This is a genomic window from Pseudooceanicola sp. LIPI14-2-Ac024 (assembly GCF_042188925.1).
Taxonomy (GTDB): Bacteria; Pseudomonadota; Alphaproteobacteria; order Rhodobacterales; family Rhodobacteraceae; genus Pseudooceanicola.
The window spans coordinates 806563-824777 of record NZ_CP170102.1 but is presented as its reverse complement, the minus strand read 5'-3'; the positions used below and the strand labels follow the sequence as shown (position 1 = coordinate 824777).

General features: G+C 66.9%; 15 protein-coding genes. 10 read left to right on the top strand and 5 right to left on the bottom strand.

The window, feature by feature from the left end:
• Positions 1-68 precede the first annotated feature (68 nt).
• Entirely contained in the window at positions 69-941 is an 873-nt protein-coding gene (locus ACE2AC_RS04015; protein ID WP_375690838.1) for an NAD(P)-dependent oxidoreductase, read from the top strand.
• 45 nt (positions 942-986) lie between these two features.
• Here the strand turns inward: ACE2AC_RS04015 and ACE2AC_RS04010 are convergent, their stop codons facing one another.
• Both ACE2AC_RS04010 and ACE2AC_RS04005 read right to left on the bottom strand, forming a co-directional pair.
• A complete protein-coding gene (locus tag ACE2AC_RS04010; protein ID WP_375690837.1) occupies positions 987-1604 on the bottom strand; it encodes a YitT family protein in 618 nt (205 codons plus the stop codon).
• Positions 1605-1611: 7 nt separating this feature from the next.
• The gene (locus ACE2AC_RS04005; protein WP_375690836.1) at positions 1612-2235 is read right to left on the bottom strand and encodes a YitT family protein; all 624 of its coding nucleotides are present in this window, start codon (positions 2233-2235) and stop codon (positions 1612-1614) included.
• A gap of 148 nt (positions 2236-2383) precedes the next feature.
• On the opposite strand from ACE2AC_RS04005, the gene argC reads away from it, so the two are divergent.
• Positions 2384-3301, top strand: a complete 918-nt coding sequence (argC, locus tag ACE2AC_RS04000) for an N-acetyl-gamma-glutamyl-phosphate reductase (protein ID WP_375690835.1) — start codon at positions 2384-2386, stop codon at positions 3299-3301.
• Positions 3302-3492: 191 nt separating this feature from the next.
• Complete coding sequence (gene purQ, locus ACE2AC_RS03995; RefSeq protein WP_375690834.1) at positions 3493-4161, top strand: phosphoribosylformylglycinamidine synthase subunit PurQ; 669 nt, start codon at positions 3493-3495, stop codon at positions 4159-4161.
• A gap of 61 nt (positions 4162-4222) precedes the next feature.
• Here the strand turns inward: purQ and ACE2AC_RS03990 are convergent, their stop codons facing one another.
• Positions 4223-5053: a matrixin family metalloprotease gene (locus tag ACE2AC_RS03990; RefSeq protein WP_375690833.1), complete on the bottom strand. Its 831-nt coding sequence runs from the start codon at positions 5051-5053 to the stop codon at positions 4223-4225.
• A 303-nt stretch (positions 5054-5356) separates the two neighbouring features.
• Here ACE2AC_RS03990 and ACE2AC_RS03985 point away from each other — a divergent pair, with 303 nt between their 5' ends.
• From ACE2AC_RS03985 to ACE2AC_RS03975, 3 genes are all read left to right on the top strand, one after another.
• Positions 5357-7117 carry an ATP-binding protein gene (locus tag ACE2AC_RS03985; RefSeq protein WP_375690832.1) on the top strand — a complete coding sequence of 587 codons (1761 nt, stop codon included), beginning with the start codon at positions 5357-5359 and terminating at the stop codon, positions 7115-7117.
• A gap of 19 nt (positions 7118-7136) precedes the next feature.
• Entirely contained in the window at positions 7137-8471 is a 1335-nt protein-coding gene (locus ACE2AC_RS03980; protein WP_375690831.1) for a sigma-54-dependent transcriptional regulator, read from the top strand.
• Positions 8472-8959: 488 nt separating this feature from the next.
• Positions 8960-11602 carry a ribonuclease E/G gene (locus ACE2AC_RS03975; protein ID WP_375690830.1) on the top strand — a complete coding sequence of 881 codons (2643 nt, stop codon included), beginning with the start codon at positions 8960-8962 and terminating at the stop codon, positions 11600-11602.
• Positions 11603-11660: 58 nt separating this feature from the next.
• On the opposite strand, the gene ACE2AC_RS03970 is transcribed toward ACE2AC_RS03975, so the two are convergent.
• The gene (locus ACE2AC_RS03970) at positions 11661-11882 is read right to left on the bottom strand and encodes a sulfurtransferase TusA family protein (protein ID WP_375690829.1); all 222 of its coding nucleotides are present in this window, start codon (positions 11880-11882) and stop codon (positions 11661-11663) included.
• A 254-nt stretch (positions 11883-12136) separates the two neighbouring features.
• Between ACE2AC_RS03970 and ACE2AC_RS03965 the strand changes: the two genes are divergently transcribed.
• Genes ACE2AC_RS03965 through ACE2AC_RS03955 form a run of 3 tightly spaced genes read left to right on the top strand, consistent with a single transcriptional unit; the run spans position 12137 to position 15597 of the window.
• The gene (locus tag ACE2AC_RS03965; RefSeq protein WP_375690828.1) at positions 12137-12886 is read left to right on the top strand and encodes a cytochrome c biogenesis CcdA family protein; all 750 of its coding nucleotides are present in this window, start codon (positions 12137-12139) and stop codon (positions 12884-12886) included.
• A gap of 60 nt (positions 12887-12946) precedes the next feature.
• Positions 12947-14173, top strand: a complete 1227-nt coding sequence (locus ACE2AC_RS03960) for a hypothetical protein (protein ID WP_375690827.1) — start codon at positions 12947-12949, stop codon at positions 14171-14173.
• Positions 14170-15597 carry a cytochrome P450 gene (locus ACE2AC_RS03955; protein WP_375690826.1) on the top strand — a complete coding sequence of 476 codons (1428 nt, stop codon included), beginning with the start codon at positions 14170-14172 and terminating at the stop codon, positions 15595-15597. Before ACE2AC_RS03960 ends, ACE2AC_RS03955 begins: the two co-directional genes overlap by 4 nt.
• Here ACE2AC_RS03955 and ACE2AC_RS03950 read toward each other — a convergent pair.
• Entirely contained in the window at positions 15555-15977 is a 423-nt protein-coding gene (locus ACE2AC_RS03950; RefSeq protein ID WP_375690825.1) for a CHAP domain-containing protein, read from the bottom strand. The genes ACE2AC_RS03955 and ACE2AC_RS03950 overlap by 43 nt on opposite strands.
• A gap of 356 nt (positions 15978-16333) precedes the next feature.
• Here ACE2AC_RS03950 and ACE2AC_RS03945 point away from each other — a divergent pair, with 356 nt between their 5' ends.
• Positions 16334-18157, top strand: coding sequence for an ABC-F family ATP-binding cassette domain-containing protein (locus tag ACE2AC_RS03945; RefSeq protein WP_375690824.1), 1824 nt, complete (start codon positions 16334-16336; stop codon positions 18155-18157).
• Positions 18158-18215: the final 58 nt, after the last annotated feature.

Genomic DNA, 18215 nt, shown 5'->3' with positions numbered 1-18215 from the left:
CCCGGCCCTTGCCATTCCGGTCCTGGCCCGACAAGTCTTCTAGGACATCGACAGAGAGGGGAAAAGGCATGGCCAAGCTAGCATTCATCGGACTGGGCGTCATGGGCTATCCGATGGCCGGGCATCTCGCAGCGAAGGGGCACGAGGTGACGGTCTATAACCGCACGGCCGCAAAGGCCGAAGCCTGGGTGAAGGAGCACGGCGGGGCCTGGGCGCCGACGCCGAAAGAGGCTGCCGAGGGTGCCGATTTCGTGATGACCTGTGTCGGCAACGACGACGATCTGCGCGCCGTTTGTGCAGGCGAGGACGGGGCCTTTGCCGGGATGAAGCCGGGCGCGATTCTGGTCGATCACACGACCGTCTCGGCACGCGTCACGGCCGAGCTCTACGGCGCCGCGAAAAAGAAGGGGCTCGGCTATGTCGATGCGCCAATCTCGGGCGGGCAGGCGGGGGCCGAGAACGGCGTGCTCTCGGTCATGTGCGGCGGCGACGCGGGTGATTTCGACGCGGCCGCGCCGGTGATCGACGCCTATGCCAAGATCTGCCGCCGCCTGGGCGACAGCGGCGCGGGCCAGATGACCAAGATGTGCAACCAGATCGCCATCGCCGGGCTGGTGCAGGGCCTGTCCGAGGCGCTGCATTTCGCGCAGAAGGCCGGCCTCGACGGCGAGAAGGTGGTCGAGGTGATTTCCCAGGGGGCCGCCGGGTCGTGGCAGATGCAGAACCGCTACAAGACCATGTTGGCGGACGAGTTCGAGCATGGCTTTGCCGTCGACTGGATGCGCAAGGACCTTGGCATCTGCCTGTCGACCTCGGACGAGATCGGCGCCAGCCTGCCGGTCACCGCGCTGGTCGACCAGTTCTACAAGGACGTCCAGAAACTGGGCGGCGGCCGCTGGGACACGTCGAGCCTGATCAAGCGGCTGACCGAGCTCGGCTGATCGCGCGACCGGCGGGGTGGCGGGCGTCAGCCGGCCACCCGCGCCTCAGGTCGCCACGTACCAGTCGCGCCGATGGTTGATCGCGATGACTAGGTTGAGCACCAGCGCGCCGAGCGCCGACCACAGCAGCTTTTCCATCGGGATCACGAAGGCGGCAAAGACAAAGACGCCGGCATCGAAGAGCAGCTGCGTCCAGCCGGCGCGGAACCCGGTCTTGTCCTGCAGGTAGAGCGCGAGGATCCCGACCCCGCCCAGCGAGGCCCCGTGCCGGAAAAGCGCCAGAAGCCCCGCGCCGGTGATCATGCCAAAGACCACCGCGCCGACGGGCGTCCAGATGTGGTCGATCACGAAGACCGTGGGGAGCCAGCCCGACAGCACCGTCAGCAGTGCCACCGCGGCAAAGGTCTTGAGCGTGAAGGCCAGCCCGATCCGGCGATAGCCCAGCCAGTAGAACGGGATGTTCAGCACGAAGAAGACCGGACCGAACCCCCAGCCGGTGGCGTAGGAGATCACCACGGCGAGGCCTGCCGTCTGGCCCGTGACCAGCCCCAGCGAGGTGAGGATGGTGATCCCCACGGCCGCCATGGTGGTGCCGAAGAGGATGCCCTGCGCATCGGCCAGCAGGGAATGGGAGGTGGTTGGGCGGATCGTGGCGTCGGTCATGGTCTGCTCAGTTCGCGATGTATCGGTCGCGGCGGTGGTTGAAAGCGATCACGCCGTTCAGGATCACGGCGCCGAAGAGCGAATAGAGCACCGTGCGGCTGTCGAAAAGAAAGAATGCGACGGCGAAGAGGCCCGCATCGACGATCAGCTGGACATAGCCCGCGCGGAACCCGGTGCGGTCCTGGATGATCAGCGCGATCACCCCCAATCCGCCCAGCGATCCCTTGTGGCGAAAGACACCGAGCAGGCCGAAGCCGGTCAGCACGCCGAAGATCGCGGTGCCGAGGATGGGATCGAGGTATTCGAACCGCATCGCCGAGGGCATCCATTCCACCAGCACCGACAACGCGACGACGCAACCGATGGATTTCAGCGTGAACTCTGCCCCCATGCGCTTCCACGCAAAGGCGTAGAACGGCAGGTTGACCAGCGTGAAGACCAGGCCGAAGGACCAGCCGGTGGCGTAGGAGATGATCAGTGCCAGACCCGCCGTCTGGCCGGTGATGAAGCCGAGGTAGGTGAGAAAGGTCAGCCCGACCGCCGCCGTGAGGAGGCCGATGGCCAGCCCCTGGATGTCTTCGAGCGCGGTGTGCGGGACGGTGTGTTCGGGATAGGCAATCGGTGCTGGCATGGCGGCGAGCATAGGTGCGGCGCCCCGACCGGCAAGCGATCGCCGACGTGACATTGCGGCACGGATCGCGGCTGCCCACATTCCGGGCAGGTTGACGCGACGCCGGGTTCGGTGTTTGACGACGACACCCAATGACGAGGATCAGAGAATGACCTGGAAGGTATTCATCGACGGCGAAGTGGGGACCACCGGTCTCCAGATTCGGGAGCGGCTGACGGCACGTTCCGACATCGAGTTGGTGAGCCTGGGTGAGGACCGACGCAAGGAGCTTTCGGCCCGCGCCGATGCCGCGCGCGAGGCCGACGTCTCGATCCTCTGCCTGCCGGATGCGGCGGCGAAAGAGCTGGTCGCGGCGGTCGGGCCGGACGAGGCCAAGTTCATCGATGCCTCGACCGCGCACCGGGTCGATCCCGACTGGGTCTTCGGCTTTCCCGAGATGGACGCCGGCCAGCGCGCCCGGATCGCGTCGGCCCGCCGCGTGTCCAACCCCGGCTGCTGGTCGACCTGCGCCATCGCGCTGATCCGCCCGCTGGTCGCGGCTAGGGTGATCGATCCGGCGAATCCGCCGTCGATCTCGGGCGTGTCGGGCTACACCGGCGGCGGCAAGGCGATGATCGCCGAGTTCGAGGATGGCACGGTCGAGGGGTCGTTCCTCTATGCCGCGGGGCAGGGTCACAAGCACCTGCCCGAGATCGCGCTGCACGGGCTGCTCGGCGCCGTGCCGGTCTTTGTCCCCTCGGTCGGGCAGTATGCCCAGGGCATGGCGGTGGCGGTGCACCTGCCGGGCCTCGGTGCCGACGGCATGGCCGCGGCCGAGGCGGCGCTGCAGTCGGCCTATGCGGATGAGCATTTTGTCTCGGTCGTGCCGGCGGCGGACCACGCGCCGCGGGTCATGCCGCAGATCCTGAACGGCACAAACCGGATGGAGCTGTCGGTGCACGGCAACCCGGAAAGCGGTGCGGTGACGCTGATCGCGGTACTCGACAACCTGGGCAAGGGGGCCTCGGGCGCGGCGGTGCAGAACATGAACCTGATGCTCGGCGCGGACGAGTCCGCAGGGCTGTAAGAGATCGCAAGATCAGGGGCTTGAGACCTGATCCTGATGCGAAACGTCATACGGGCGGCCGGCACGGGCCGCCCGTTTTTCATGCGGGCCTGACGCGGGCACGCCACGCGTCCGTCGCGCCGCATTGATCGTGCCCCGAAACGGGGGTATGAGCGCGACGAGCCCAGCCCTCTCCGAAAGGAACCGCCGCCATGAAAGCCGCCGTCCTCGTCTTTCCCGGATCGAACTGCGACCGCGACCTCAAGGTCGCCTTCGAGAACGCCGGGGCCGATGTCACCATGGTCTGGCACAAGGACACCCGGCTGCCGGACGGCGTCGATATCGTGGGCGTTCCGGGCGGCTTCTCCTACGGCGATTACCTGCGCTGCGGGGCGATCGCGGCGAATTCTCCGATTTGCGCCGAGCTGAAGACCCACGTCGAACGCGGCGGCTACGCGCTTGGCGTCTGCAACGGCTTCCAGATCCTGACAGAGACGCGGCTGCTGCCCGGCGCGCTGCTGCGCAATGCCAACCTGAAATACGTCTGCCGCACGGTGCCGCTGCAGGTGCGCACCTCGGACAGCGTGTTCACCCATGGCTGGAATGCGGGCACCGAACTGGCGATCCCGATCGCGCATCATGACGGGAACTACCAGGCGGACGCGGAACTGCTGGCCCGGCTCGAGGGCGAGGACCGGATCGCCTTCACCTACACCGAGAACCCGAACGGTTCGGCCGGGGACATCGCGGGCGTGCTGAGCGAAAACCGCCGCGTCCTCGGGATGATGCCGCACCCGGAACGTGCAGCGGACGAGGGCCATGGCGGCACCGATGGCCGCGCGATGTTCACCGGCCTGATGGATGCGCTGGTGTCGGTCTGATCCGGCGACAGTCAAAGAAAGACGTGCAAAGGCGGGGGTTTGCCCCGCCTTTTTCATGTGTTTAGCCGACGTCGGCGGGCGCCTTCCGCCGGCGCAGCACGAACCCCGCACCCAGCATCAGCGCCCCGGCGTAGAGCGGCAGGCCCGCCGGCAGCGGAATGACCGAAGCCGGGCCATAGATGTACTGCGCACCCGCGATGTCGTCGGGCGTCAGCCCGGTCAGGAACGGGTTGTAGATCGGGTTCATCAGCGCAAGCTCGGTGTCCTCGTGTTCCAGCCCGATGGCATGCCCGATCTCGTGCGCGGCGACCAGGAAGAGGTCGAAGAAGCCGGGCGCGACGCCGAGGCTCCACGGCTCCTGGAAATCGAAGAAGATGTCACCATCGTAGGAGGTGCCGCTGTTCGGCGGCGGGAAGAACGCGAAGGCCAGCGTGCCCGAAGGCCCGTCGACGCCGACGACGCTCAGCCGGATGTCGCCGCCGGTGGTCGCGGTGCCCATCTCGGCCCCGTCATCGGCTACCTCGACGAAGGAGATGTCGGCCACCGCCTCCCATACGCCGAAGGCCGCGTCGATGGCCGCCTCGAACCCGACCGGCATGAAGGTGGCAAGGTCGCCGACAATGCCGCTGCCGCCGCAGAGGGCGCCGCAGGAGGTGCCAAAGGGCACATAGCTGTAGGTGACGACGCCGCCCGCGGTGCCGAAGGCGGGCGATCCCCACTTGGTCCCGAAGGTCGAGAACGACGAGATGCCCGGCGTCGCCATGTCGGCGGTGCCCATGGTGCTGGCGCCGGCCGTCGTGGCGCCGGTTGCCGCCACGAGCCCGATGGCAAGCGCGGCCAACGGGCCGCGCAGTCGGTGTCGTGCGGGTCTGTCGAATGCCTTCTGTGTCATGTCCTATCCTCCTCGAAATACACCGGTGGTCCGTCGCGCGCCCGAAATCGCCCCCGGCGGCCCGGAACAACCTGTGGCTGAGCATGGCACGACGAGCATTAAACCTTTGTTAAGAAGTTGACGCAGGGGCACGAAAATCCTCGGCCTGCAAAGAACATGGGCAGATCCCCGGCCGTGCGCGCCTTTCCGCCGCCCGGATCGCGGCGTCAAACCCCGAACCTCTCACCGCCATATGATTGGCGCAGTCTTGAGCCAGCCTGCTGGGCAGCGTAAGTTCACCCATCTTTGGACAGCGGGTAACGGATGGCAGCGACGACCGAAGTCGGCGGGCAGGGGCAGAGCAAGGCATTTTCCTGGCGGGCACGCGTCGGGTTGCTGATTTTTGTCGCGATCGCCTGTTGCGTGGTGCTGGTGACCAACCGGCTGCTGACGGACCGTTTCACCCAGAACACGCGCAACCGGGCCGAGCTGCGGCTGGCGCTCTACGGCGGTAACCTGGTGAGCGAGCTGCAGCGGAACTCGATCGTGCCGCAGCTGCTGGCGCGCGACCCGGCGCTGATCGGGGCACTGAACTCCCAGGACTTCTCGCAATCCACCCAGCGGCTGATCTCCTTCGTGGACGAGATCGGCGCGGCGTCGCTCATGCTGCTCGACAAGGAGGGGCGGACGGTGGCGGCTACGGACCGCAACCGGCTGGGCGAACAGCACCGCCAGGCGGCCTACTTCGTCGATGCGCTGCGCTCGAACGGGACGGTATTCTCGGTACTTGAGCGGGAATCCGGAGGTTACAGCTTCACCTATTCGCGCAAGGTCGAAAGCCAGGGCAACGCCGTCGGCGTGGTGGTGGTCGAGGTCGATCTGCAGAAGTTCGAGCGGGCCTGGGCGGGGATTTCCGACGCGGTGCACGTGACGGATTCGACCGGCAATATCATCCTTGCCACCGAACCGCGCTGGCGCGGCAAGCCCGAGGCCGAGGCACTGGCGGCAGAGCCGCCGACCAGTGCGATCGAACGTGCCATCCAGGCCACCGCCGATTGGACCACGCTGCCGGCCGATGCCTATCTCGGCGGTGAGGCGGTGATGCGGATGTCGCAGCGGATCCCGTTTCGGGGCTGGCAGATCACCAGCTTCACCACCTACGCCAGCGTGCGGGAGAGGGTGAACGGCGTCATCGCCTCCGAGATCATGGCATTCGCAATCCTGCTGTCGCTCGCCTTCTACGCGCTCAGCCGAAAGAACGCGCTGAGGTCGAATTTCTTCCAGCGCGAGTTGGCGGAGCTTCGCGCACTGAACGAACGCCTACAGCGGGAAATCGCCGAACGCGAACGGGTGCAGGAGAACCTTGCCGTTGCGGAACAGACGCTGGCGCAATCGTCGAAACTGGCCGCCCTGGGCGAGATGTCGGCGGCGGTCAGTCACGAACTGAACCAGCCGCTGGCTGCGATGAAGACCTACCTTGCGGGGGCCGGTCTCCTCCTCCGCCGCAACCGCCCGGACGAGGCGCTGTCGTCGTTCCAGCGCATCGACGACCTGATCGAACGGATGGGCGCGATCACCCGCCAGCTCAAGAGTTACGCGCGCAAGGGCGGTGACGACCTTGCCCCAGTAAACATGGGCGTCGCGGTGCATTCGGCCCTGTCGATGATGGAACCGCAGCTCAAGCGCAGGCAGGTCCGGATGAACGTCGCGGTGCCGGAACGGCCGGTGATGGTGATGGGCGACCGGGTCCGGATCGAACAGGTGATCATCAACCTAGTCCGCAATGCCATTGACGCCACGCAGGCGGTCGACACGCCGCAGATTGACGTGCTGCTTTCCGCAGGGGAAACTGCTACATTGACGGTACGGGACAATGGCCACGGGATCGACGATCTGACCTCGCTCTTCGAGCCGTTCTACACGACCAAGCAGCCGGGCGACGGCGTCGGGCTGGGGCTTGCCATCTCCTCCGGGATCGTCAACGACCTTGGCGGTCGGCTGACGGCCCGGAACGCTTCGGTGGGTGGGGCTGTTTTCGAGATGCAGCTGCCTATCTTGTCGGAAGACATCGAGGCCGCGGAATAGGAACGAGCGGAGACCGCATATGCAGAAGAGCATGAAAATTGCCATCGTCGACGACGAACAGGACATGCGCCAGTCGATCAGCCAGTGGCTGGCCCTCTCGGGGTACGACACCGAGGCGTTCGGCAGCGCCGAGGATGCGCTCAAGGTGCTGGGGCCGGACTATCCCGGCATCGTGATCTCGGACATCAAGATGCCCGGCATGGACGGGATGCAGTTCCTCAAGAAGCTCATGGGCACTGATTCCGCGCTGCCGGTGATCATGATCACCGGTCACGGCGACGTGCCGATGGCGGTCGAGGCGATGCGCATCGGGGCCTTCGATTTCCTCGAGAAACCGTTCAATCCCGACCGGATGACCGAGCTGGCCAAGAAGGCCGCCAATGCCCGCCGGCTGACGATGGACAACCGCCAGCTTCGGCGCGAGCTGTCGGATGGCTCGACCCTGATGAGCAAGCTGATCGGCTCGTCCCCGGTGATGGAGCGCCTGCGCGAGGACATCCTCGACCTCGGCCAGGCCGACGGGCACGTCCTGATCGACGGCGAGACCGGTACCGGCAAGACGCTGGTGGCCCACGCACTGCACGCCGTCGGCGCGCGCGCAGGCAAGAAGTTCGTGCTGCTGTCCTGTGGCGCAATGGACGAGGCGCGGCTGGAAAAGCGGCTCTTCGGACCGATGCAGCCCGAAGACAGCCAGCTTCCCGCGATCGAGGAGGCCCGTGGCGGCACCCTCGTGCTCGAGGATATCGAGAAACTGTCGGAAACCCTGCAGTCCCGCCTGCTGAGCGTGATCAACGAGCAGGGTGTTCCGGCCGAGACGCGGATCGTCGCCATCTGCAACCAGCAGGAGGCGAACAAGACCTGCGAGGACGCGCTGCGCCCGGACCTGTTCTACCGCCTCGCCGCGCTCCGCATCACCGTGCCGCCGCTGCGCCAGCGGGGTGAGGACATCCTGACGATGTTCACCAAGCTGTCGGAACAGTTCGCCGACGAATACGGCTGCGAGGCACCGAACGTCACCGCGCAGGAGGCAGCGCAACTGCTGCAGGCGCCCTGGCCGGGGAACGTGCGCCAGCTGATCAACGTGGCGGAACGCGCCGTGCTGCAGTCGCGCCGCGGCTCGGGCACCATCGCGTCGCTGCTGATGAGCGATCACGAGGAGATGCAGCCGGTCGTGACGACCGAGGGCAAGCCGCTGAAGGAATACGTCGAGGCATTCGAACGGATGCTGATCGACAACACGATGCGACGGCACAAGGGCTCGATCTCGAACGTGATGGACGAGCTTTGCCTGCCGCGCCGGACGCTGAACGAGAAGATGGCCAAGTACGGCCTGCAGCGTCAGGACTACCTGTAACGCATGGTAGACGCGCGCCACGGGTGGCTCCGCTCCGGTCAAGCTTTCAGCGAAACCGGCGGTTGTGCACCCGTGCCGCGCGAGCCCTGCAGATTACGCATTGTCTTTAAGTGATCTTTTCCTCTATTCTGGGAAAACGTCACTTCAAAGGTGACGCAGAGTTTCGCTGAAACGTCTTGCGGGGGGCCCAAGGGCCAGAGCGGACGGGACAGACCGATAGGGTCCGAAAGGGCCGCAATGAATGCCCGGACCCCGCGTCATGCGCGGCAAGGCGGGCGCTGAATGGGTGGCGTGCCCGACCAACGAGGCCGCCACCGGAGAAGAAACGCGATGAGGCGCGCAGAGAGACACACAGGCGAACCGCGGGGCTTGACAGTCCCGGGACGCCCTGCCGCCGCCATCGCCCCTGACAGACATGACGCGAGATGCCTCGCCCCGCCGGTGACAGCGCCGGGACGGGGCCGCTTGCGGGCGTGCAAACGGACACAATGGCAAAGAAAATGCTCATCGACGCCACCCACGCGGAGGAAACCCGCGTTGTGGTGGTCGACGGAAACAAGGTCGAGGAATTCGACTTCGAGTTGGAGAACAAGCGTCAGCTAGCCGGCAACATCTACCTGGCCAAGGTTACGCGGGTCGAACCCTCGCTCCAGGCGGCCTTCGTCGATTACGGCGGGAACCGGCACGGTTTCCTCGCCTTCTCGGAAATCCATCCCGATTACTACCAGATCCCCGTCGCCGACCGCGAGGCGCTGATGGAGGAAGAGCGCGCCTATGCCGAGGCGATGCGCGCACGTGAGGAACAGGACGAGAAGAAGAAACGCTCGTCCCGCCGCCGCAGCGCCAAGCCCGCCGCGGCCGACAGCGACGATGCCGTGGTCACCCGCGACGCGGGCGACATCGAAGGCATGGAAACGATCGAGTTCGATGACGTCGAAGAGGGCAGCTCGCCCATGGAGACTGTCAAGGAGACGCCGGTCGAGGAACCTGCCGAGGCGATCGAAGCATCCGAGGATCACGCCGACGATCACGATCATGATCACGACGACGATGACGCGCCGGCGCGCGACGCCGCCGCCCATGACGACGAGATCGAAAGCGTCGCCGAGGAAGACGACCAGGAAGATATCCGCCCGGTGCGCAAGCCGCGTCCGCGGCGCTACAAGATCCAGGAAGTCATCAAGGTCCGCCAGATCCTGCTGGTGCAGGTCGTCAAGGAAGAGCGCGGCAACAAGGGCGCCGCGCTGACCACCTATCTCTCGCTCGCCGGCCGCTACTGCGTGCTGATGCCGAACACCGCCCGTGGCGGCGGCATCTCCCGCAAGATCACCAACGCCGTCGACCGCAAGAAGCTCAAGGAAATCGCGACCGAGATCGACGTGCCGCAGGGCGCGGGCCTGATCGTGCGCACCGCCGGGGCCAAACGGACCAAGACCGAGATCAAGCGCGACTATGAATACCTTCAGCGCATGTGGGAGCAGATCCGTGAGCTGACGCTCAAGTCGATCGCGCCCACCAAGATCTATGAGGAAGGCGACCTGATCAAACGCTCGATCCGCGATCTTTACTCGCGCGAGATCGACGAGGTCCTGGTGGAAGGCGAGCGGGGCTACCGCAACGCCAAGGACTTCATGAAGATGATCATGCCGTCCCACGCCAAGAACGTGAAGAACTACGCCGACACCCTGCCGCTCTTTGCGCGCTACCAGGTCGAAAGCTACCTGGCGGGCATGTTCAACCCGACGGTCCAGCTGAAATCCGGTGGCTACATTGTGATCGGCGTGACCGAGGCGCTGGTGGCCATCGACGTCAACTCCGGCCGGGCCACCAAGGAAGGCTCGATCGAGGAAACCGCGCTCAAGACCAACCTGGAGGCGGCCGAAGAGGTCGCCCGCCAGCTGCGTCTGCGCGACCTTGCCGGCCTGATCGTCATCGACTTCATCGATATGGACGAGCGCAAGAACAACGCCGCTGTCGAGAAGCGCCTGAAGGACAAGCTCAAGACCGACCGCGCCCGCATTCAGGTCGGCCGCATCTCGGGCTTCGGCCTGCTGGAGATGTCGCGCCAGCGCCTGCGTCCGGGGATGCTCGAAGCGTCGACCCAGCCCTGCCACGTCTGCCACGGCACCGGACTGATCCGGTCGGACGACAGCATGGCGCTGTCGATCCTGCGCCAGATCGAGGAAGAGGGCACCCGCGGCCGGTCGCGCGAGGTGCTGGTGAAGTGCCCCGTGGACATCGCCAACTACCTGATGAACCAGAAGCGCGAGCATGTCGCAAACATCGAGGCACGGTACGGCATGGCCGTCCGGATCGAAGGCGATCCGCACATGGTCAGCCCGGACTTCACGCTCGAGAAGTTCAAGACCGCGACCCGCGTGGTGCGTGAAGCGCCGCCCGTGATCTCGGCCGACGCCTCGCTGATGGAGGATCTCGACGAGGATATCGTCGAGGAGGACGAAGAAGAGGTCGCCGTCGCCGAGACCGAGGCATCGGCCGAGGACGACGACCAGAAGCCCAAGCGCAAGCGCCGTCGTCGGCGTCGGCGGAAGTCGAAGGGCGGCGCCGGTGACGGGGCCGAAGGGTCGGCCGCCGAAGGCGACGACAGCGACGAGGACAGCGCCGACGGGTCGTCTGCGGACGACGATGCCGCTGCCGAGGCCGACGCCCCGGCCGAGGTGACCGCAGAGGCCGAGGCCCCCGTGGAAGCCGCGCCCGAGGCCGAGGCCGAGGAGAAGCCCAAGAAGCGGACCCGTTCGCGCAGCCGTCGCAAGAAGCCCGAGGCCGAGACCGCGGTGGCCGAAGAGGCGGCAGAGCCCGCATCCGAGGTCGCGCCCGAAGCCGAGGCCCCCGCGCCGGAGCCGGAAGTCGTGTCGGAGCCCGAACCGGTTGCCGAACAGGCGCCCGAGCCGCAGCCCGAGCCCGAACCGGTAGTCGAGGCCGCGCCCGAGCCGGTGGCAGAGGCCGCACCCGAGGTGCAGCCCGAGCCCGCACCGGAAGCCGAACCCGAAGCGCCGGTCGCCGAAGTGGCCCAGGCCGAAGAGGTGAAGGTGCCCGAAACCGTGGGCGAGGCCGAAACCCAGGAGGCCCCGAAACCCAAGCGTCGGGGCTGGTGGTCGGTCGGCCACTAGGGTCACCGCCTACGTCATGATTGCGAACGCCGCGCTCCAACGAGCGCGGCGTTTTGCATCAGCCGCGCCGGATCTCGAAATAGTGGGTCGCACCCTCGTCGGTCGAGGTCACGAGGTCATGCCCGGCCTCGGTGCAGAAATGCGGGATGTCGATAACGGCCATAGGGTCCGAGGTCCGCAACCGCAGCACCGCGCCCACGGGCAGGGAAAGCAGCGCCTTGCGGGCCTTCAGAACGGGCAGGGGGCAGAGCAGCCCGGTGGCGTCGAGGATATCGTCCATGCCCCGGCTGATGGCAGGCGCGCGGGCGCTTGTCCAGCGGCGGGGTGGCTGCCCGGGCGGGGCAGGGTGGCGGGGTAAACCCCCGGCCTGCGACTGTCTGCTTGGCGGCGGCCCTTCCGACGCGCGATCTCTTCCGAACCACAGGGCCGGTATGAACCCCGCCCGACCCGCCGACACGTCGCATTCCGCCCGGGCCACGCGGTTGTGACAACGCGGCGCGTGACCGGGCCGCGCCCCTGCGCTAAGCCGTTTTCATGTTTGGAATCGACATCATAGACGCGGCGCTGCTGCCCGCGATGATCGTGGCGCTGATGGCGGGTGTGATCTCGTTCCTCAGCCCCTGCGTGCTGCCCATCGTGCCGCCTTACCTCGCCTACATGTCGGGCGTGTCGATGAACGACCTCGGGCAGGAGGGGCAACGCAGCCGCGCCGTGGTGCCGGCCGCTTTCTTCGTGCTCGGCCTGTCGACAGTGTTCCTGCTGCTCGGTTTTGCCGCCTCGGCCTTCGGGCGCGTGTTCCTGGCCTACCAAGGCTGGTTCAACACCATTGCCGGGGTGCTGGTGATGATCTTCGGCCTGCATTTCCTGGGGATCCTGCGGATCGGGTTCCTGAACCGCGAGGCGCGGCTCGATGCGGGCGACCGGGGCGGTTCGGCCTTCGGCGCCTATGTCCTGGGCCTCGCCTTCGCCTTCGGCTGGACCCCCTGCATCGGCCCGCAGCTCGGCGCGATCCTGTCGCTCGCGGCGTCGGAGGCGAGCGTCAGCCGGGGCATGACCCTGCTCGCCGTCTATGCCATCGGGCTCGGCGTGCCGTTCCTGCTGGTCGCGGCCTACCTGCCGCGCCTGACCGGCTTGATGGCCTGGATGAAGCGGCACATGGAGGTGATCGAGCGGATCATGGGCCTGCTGCTCTGGACCATCGGGCTCTTGATGCTGACCGGCGGCTTCTCGGCCTTTTCCTACTGGCTGCTGGAAACCTTCCCGGGCCTCGCCACGCTCGGCTAAGGTCATAAACTTGCCCGAAAATCGGTGTATGCTGTCCCGAACGGAGGCAGAGCAGGCCCGATGACGCGCAAGGTGACCCGCCGCCGGGTGGTCTATATCCCCGGCTACGACCCGATCCATCCCCGCCGCTACCGCGAGCTTTACCGCAAGGAGGGCGCGGCCCAGGCGGCCATCTCGGGCTACGAGATCGCGCTGCAGGCCGGGCAGGGCGGAGGCACCTATGGCTGGCAGGTGACGGGCCGGATCGACGGGGTCGAGACGCGGACCGATGTCGAGGTGCTGGTCTGGTCCGACATCGTGCGCGACAGCATGGGGCAGTCGATCCCCGCCACCTACGTCGCACTGGCGAGGACGGCCTGGGTCTACATCGGCTCCGGCGCGCTCTGGCGGTTGATGCGGTTGCGCAAGGGGCCGGTGATTGCGGCGCTCTACCCGGTGGCCTTCCTGATCCTGCAGCTTTTCGTGGCAATCGGCCTCGGCTGGGGTGCGGGCGCCCTGGCGAACGCCGCGATGGCCGCGACCGGCCTCGACATTGCCGCTCCTTGGACGGGCATGGTGTTGGCCCTCGGCGTCGCGGTGGCCGCGCTGCGGTGGTTCAAGGCCCGGGACAACCGGTTCTTTGCCTACTACCTTATGCACGACTACGCCTTTTCGGCCCGGTCGCGCGGGGCCAATCCACCGGAGCTCGAGGCGCGGATGGCCGTGTTCGGTGACGCGATCGCCGGGGCACTGTCAGGCGAAGTCGACGAGGTTCTCGTCGTCGGCCATTCCTCGGGCGCACATATCGCGGTGTCGGTGCTGGCCGACCTGATCCGTGCAGGCCGAGTGCCCGAAGATGGGCCGGAGCTGTCGTTCCTCTCGCTGGGGCAGGTCGTGCCGATGGTGGCCTTCCTGCCCGGGGCAGACAGGTTGCGCGCCGATCTGCGCTATCTCTCGGAACAGGACGTGTTGAGCTGGGTCGATGTCACCGCGCCGGGCGATGGATGCGCCTTTGCACTCTGCGACCCGGTGGCGGTGTCTGGGCAGGCCGGGCCGGGCAAACTCTGGCCGCTGGTGATCTCGGCCGCCTTCACACAGACCCTCAGCCCGGAACGCTGGCGGGCGCTGCGCTGGCGCTTCTTCCGCTTGCACTTTCAGTACCTCTGCGCCTTCGACCGGGTGGGCGATTACGACTATTTCCGGATCACCGCCGGGCCCATGACCCTCGGCGCGCGCTTTGCCGACCGGCAGCCGTCGAAAAGCCGGATCGAGGCACCGGTGTCGAAATACAAGAGCGTCGCCGCATGATCCCGCCCAAGCCCGCGGCGCGGCCCGACAAGGTGAGCCTCCGCCAATACCTCAAGCTTTTTCGGCAGGACCTCCTGTCGGCGCAACCCGCCCGGCTCTACCGGGCGTGGATGGCCGAGTTCCGGACGCCCTTCTTCCGCTCGTTCCTCGTGAACCAGCCCGAGCTGGTGAAGACCGTGCTGAAGGAACGGCCCGAGGATTTTCCCAAGAGCGACCGGGTGGGCGAGGGGCTGCGCCCGCTGCTTGGCAATTCGGTCTTCCTGACCAATGGCGATGCGTGGTGGCGCCAGCGGCGGATCATCGACCCGGCATTCGAGGGCGGGCGGCTGCGCGACACTTTCCCGGCCATGCGCGCCGCGGCGGATGCGACGGTGCAGCGGCTGGCCGAGCGGGCAGGCACGACCGTCGAGATCGAGGCGGAAACCTCGCACGCCGCCGCCGACGTGATCTTCCGCACGCTCTTTTCGATCCCGATCGAGCATGAGCTGGCCCGCGCCGTGTTCCACGAATTCCGCGCCTACCAGCGCAGCCAGCCGGTGGTGAACCTTGGCGCCTTCCTGCGGCTGCCGCGCTGGATGCCGCGGTTCTTCCGCCCCGAGACGACCGAGGCCGCGACAGTGATCCGACGGCTGATCGCGCAGCTGGTGGAGGACCGTGCCGAGGCCATCGCGCGGGGTCGTGCGCCGGACGACCTGGCGACCAAGATCATGACCACGCGCGACCCGGTCACGGGTGAGGGGTTCGACACGGACGAGATGGTCGACCAGGTGGCGATCTTCTTCCTTGCGGGTCACGAAACCAGCGCCTCGGCGCTGGCCTGGGCGCTGTACCTCGTGGCCCGGTCACCCGAGTGGCAGGATCGCCTGGCCGAAGAGGCGCGGGCGCTGGACGACACGCGCGGCTTTGCGGTGATGTCCAGCCTGAGCGCCAGCCGCGACGTGTTCCGCGAGGCGCTGCGGCTTTACCCGCCGGTGCCGATGATGGTGAGAGAGGCCGCCTGTCCCGTCCGCTTCCGCGACCGGAAGGTGCCGAAGAGATCGCAGGTCGTCCTCAGCCCCTGGCATCTGCACCGGCACGAGCGCCTGTGGGACGACCCCGACGCCTTCGACCCCGGTCGTTTCGCGACCGAGAACGGCAGGACCTGCCTGCGCGACGCCTACATCCCGTTCTCGGCCGGGCCGCGGGTCTGCCCCGGTGCGGGCTTTGCAATGGTGGAGGGGCCGCTGATCCTGTCGTCGATCCTACGGCAGTTCCGGGTGTCGGCGGTCGAGGGCCGTGCGCCGGTGCCGGTCGCACACCTCACGGTGCGCGCGCGCAACGGGATCTGGCTGCGGTTGGAGCCGCGGGCGGCGGACACGGCCGCGCCGCCCGAAGAGGTGCCTCAGGACCCGCGGTTCGGCAGGATGAAGCCGTCGACCGGGTAGACGCTGCCAAGTGCGTCCGGCTGGCTTTGCAGCCGCACGGCGGACCAGTCGTTCTTTTTCGACACGTCGACCACGTACATGCCCATCGAGATCTGGCTGGGATACCAGTTCGCGTGATCGACCTGGATCTCGCGCTCCGACAGAACCTTGGATACCACCGCCACGTGCCCCATCGGAAGGCTGCGGGTGCCGCTGAAGGCCATGACCGACCCGACATGCGGTTCCGTCGCGCGGCCGTAGTCCAGAGATGCGGCCTGGTGCCACCAGGTGTTGGCATTGCCGCGGATGTCGACGCCGCTGGCGTTGCGGGCGAAGGGCACGCACCAGACCTTCTTGCCCTGGGCCTGCAGCGCCGTCGCCTCGTTGATCGCCCGGGACACCCGGTTCGGATCAAGCCCGGAGCTCTGCGTCGATGCGCAAGCGCCAGTCAGAAGCAGTGTGAAAACAATAGGTAAACGTCCAAATGACGCGATCTTTGCTCGCGTGTATCCCATCCGGTCCCTCATGCCTGTTTATCAGGGCGTCCCCAGCCCATATTGCGGACAACTTTCAAATATTTGAGAGCAAGAACAAGGCCTAAGTTCACGCCGCGGCAATTTTCCGCCCGCCACGCAATCGTTTGCACAACTCACGAGCGATCCATGTGCCCGTCCCTAGGTGGTTTCGCGGTCGGGTCCGGTGGTGCTGCCGTTCAACCCCCGTTGACGGCGCCGCGGGGCAGGATTAGCTGCGCGCCATGGCACGCGCACCTCTTCTCCAGCTTTCCGACATCTCGCTGACCTTCGGCGGGGATCCCGTATTCGAAGACCTGTCGCTCACCATCCAGCCGGGCGACCGCGTCGCGCTGGTCGGGCGGAACGGGTCGGGCAAGTCCACCCTGATGAAGGTGATGGCCGGACTGGTCGAGGCCGACCGGGGCGACCGCGTGCTCTCGCCCGGAACATCGGTGGGCTACATGCAGCAGGAGCCGGACATGAGCGCCTTCGCCACGCTCGGCGACTATGCCCTGTCCGAGATGGAGGCGTCCGAGGCCTGGCGGGTCGAGATGGCGTCGGAGGGGTTGAAGTTCGACATGGACCGACCCGTCGCGACCGCAAGCGGCGGTGAACGGCGGCGGGCCGCTCTGGCCAAGCTCTGGGCCGAGGCGCCCGAGCTGATGCTGCTTGACGAGCCGACCAACCACCTCGACATCGAGGCGATCGGCTGGCTCGAGGCAGAGCTGGCGACGACGCGGAAGGCCTTTGTCCTGATCTCGCACGACCGCGCCTTCCTGCGCGCGCTGACCCGCGCGACGCTCTGGATCGATCGCGGCCAGGTCCGGCGCGCCGAAGAAGGGTTCGAACATTTCGAGGCCTGGCGCGACAAGGTCTGGGAAGAAGAGGACATCGCGCGCCACAAGCTCGACCGCCGGATCAAGTCCGAGGCCCGTTGGGCCGTCGAGGGGATCAGCGCGCGGCGCAAGCGTAACCAGGGCCGGGTGCGGCGGCTGCAGGACATGCGGGCCGACCGGGCCAACCAGATACGGCGGCAGGGCACCGCGGCCATGGCGCTCGACAGCGGGCCGAAGTCGGGCAAGAAGGTGATCGAGGCCGTCGGCATCTCGAAGGCCTTCGAGGGTCGCACGATCCTGCGCGATTTCTCCCTGACCGTGATGCGGGGCGAGCGGGTGGCGTTTGTCGGCCCGAACGGCGTGGGCAAGACGACGCTGATCAAGATGCTGACCGGCGAGGTCGCGCCGGATGCTGGCACGGTCAAGCTGGGCACGAACCTGATGCCGGCGATCTTCGACCAGTCGCGCGCCGCGCTGGTGCCGGACCAGACACTCTGGGAAAACATGGTCGGCGACAAGGAGCTGCGGGTCTCGGGGCAGGCGGACCAAGTGATGGTGCGCGGCCAGCCGAAACACGTGGTGGGCTATCTCAAGGAATTCCTCTTCGACGAACAGCAGGCGCGCGCCCCGGTGCGGTCGCTGTCCGGCGGCGAAAAGGCGCGGCTGCTGCTGGCCAAGCTGATGGCCAAGGAAAGCAACCTGCTGGTGCTGGACGAACCGACCAACGACCTCGATGTCGAGACGCTGGACCTGCTGCAGGAGCTTCTGGACGACTACGACGGCACCGTGCTGCTGGTCAGCCACGATCGGGATTTCATCGACCGCGTCGCCTCGACCACCGTGGCGATGGAGGGCGACGGGCGTGCGACGATCTATGCCGGCGGCTGGAGCGACTACCGCTCGCAGCGCGGCGACGTGGCGCCGCGTGTCGAGCGGAAGGTTGAGAAATCAGCGGCTTCACCGGCAAAGGTGACGCAGGAGGCGAAGAAGGTTCCGGGCCTGTCGTTCACCGAACAGCACCGGCTGAAGGAGCTGCCGCAGGTCATCGACCGCTTGATGGCCGAGATCGCCAAGCTCGAGGATTTCCTGGCCGCGCCCGACCTTTACACCGCGCAGCCGGTCAAGTTCGCCAAGGGCACCGAGGCGCTGGCCGAGCGGCAGAAAGCCCTGGCCGAAGCCGAGGAAGAGTGGCTGGACCTCGAAGGCAAGGCAGAGGCGGCCGGCGGGTAAGCTGACTTGCCGAACGGTAAAATTGTCTGTGGTCATTCCCGGATCCCACGTGCATTAT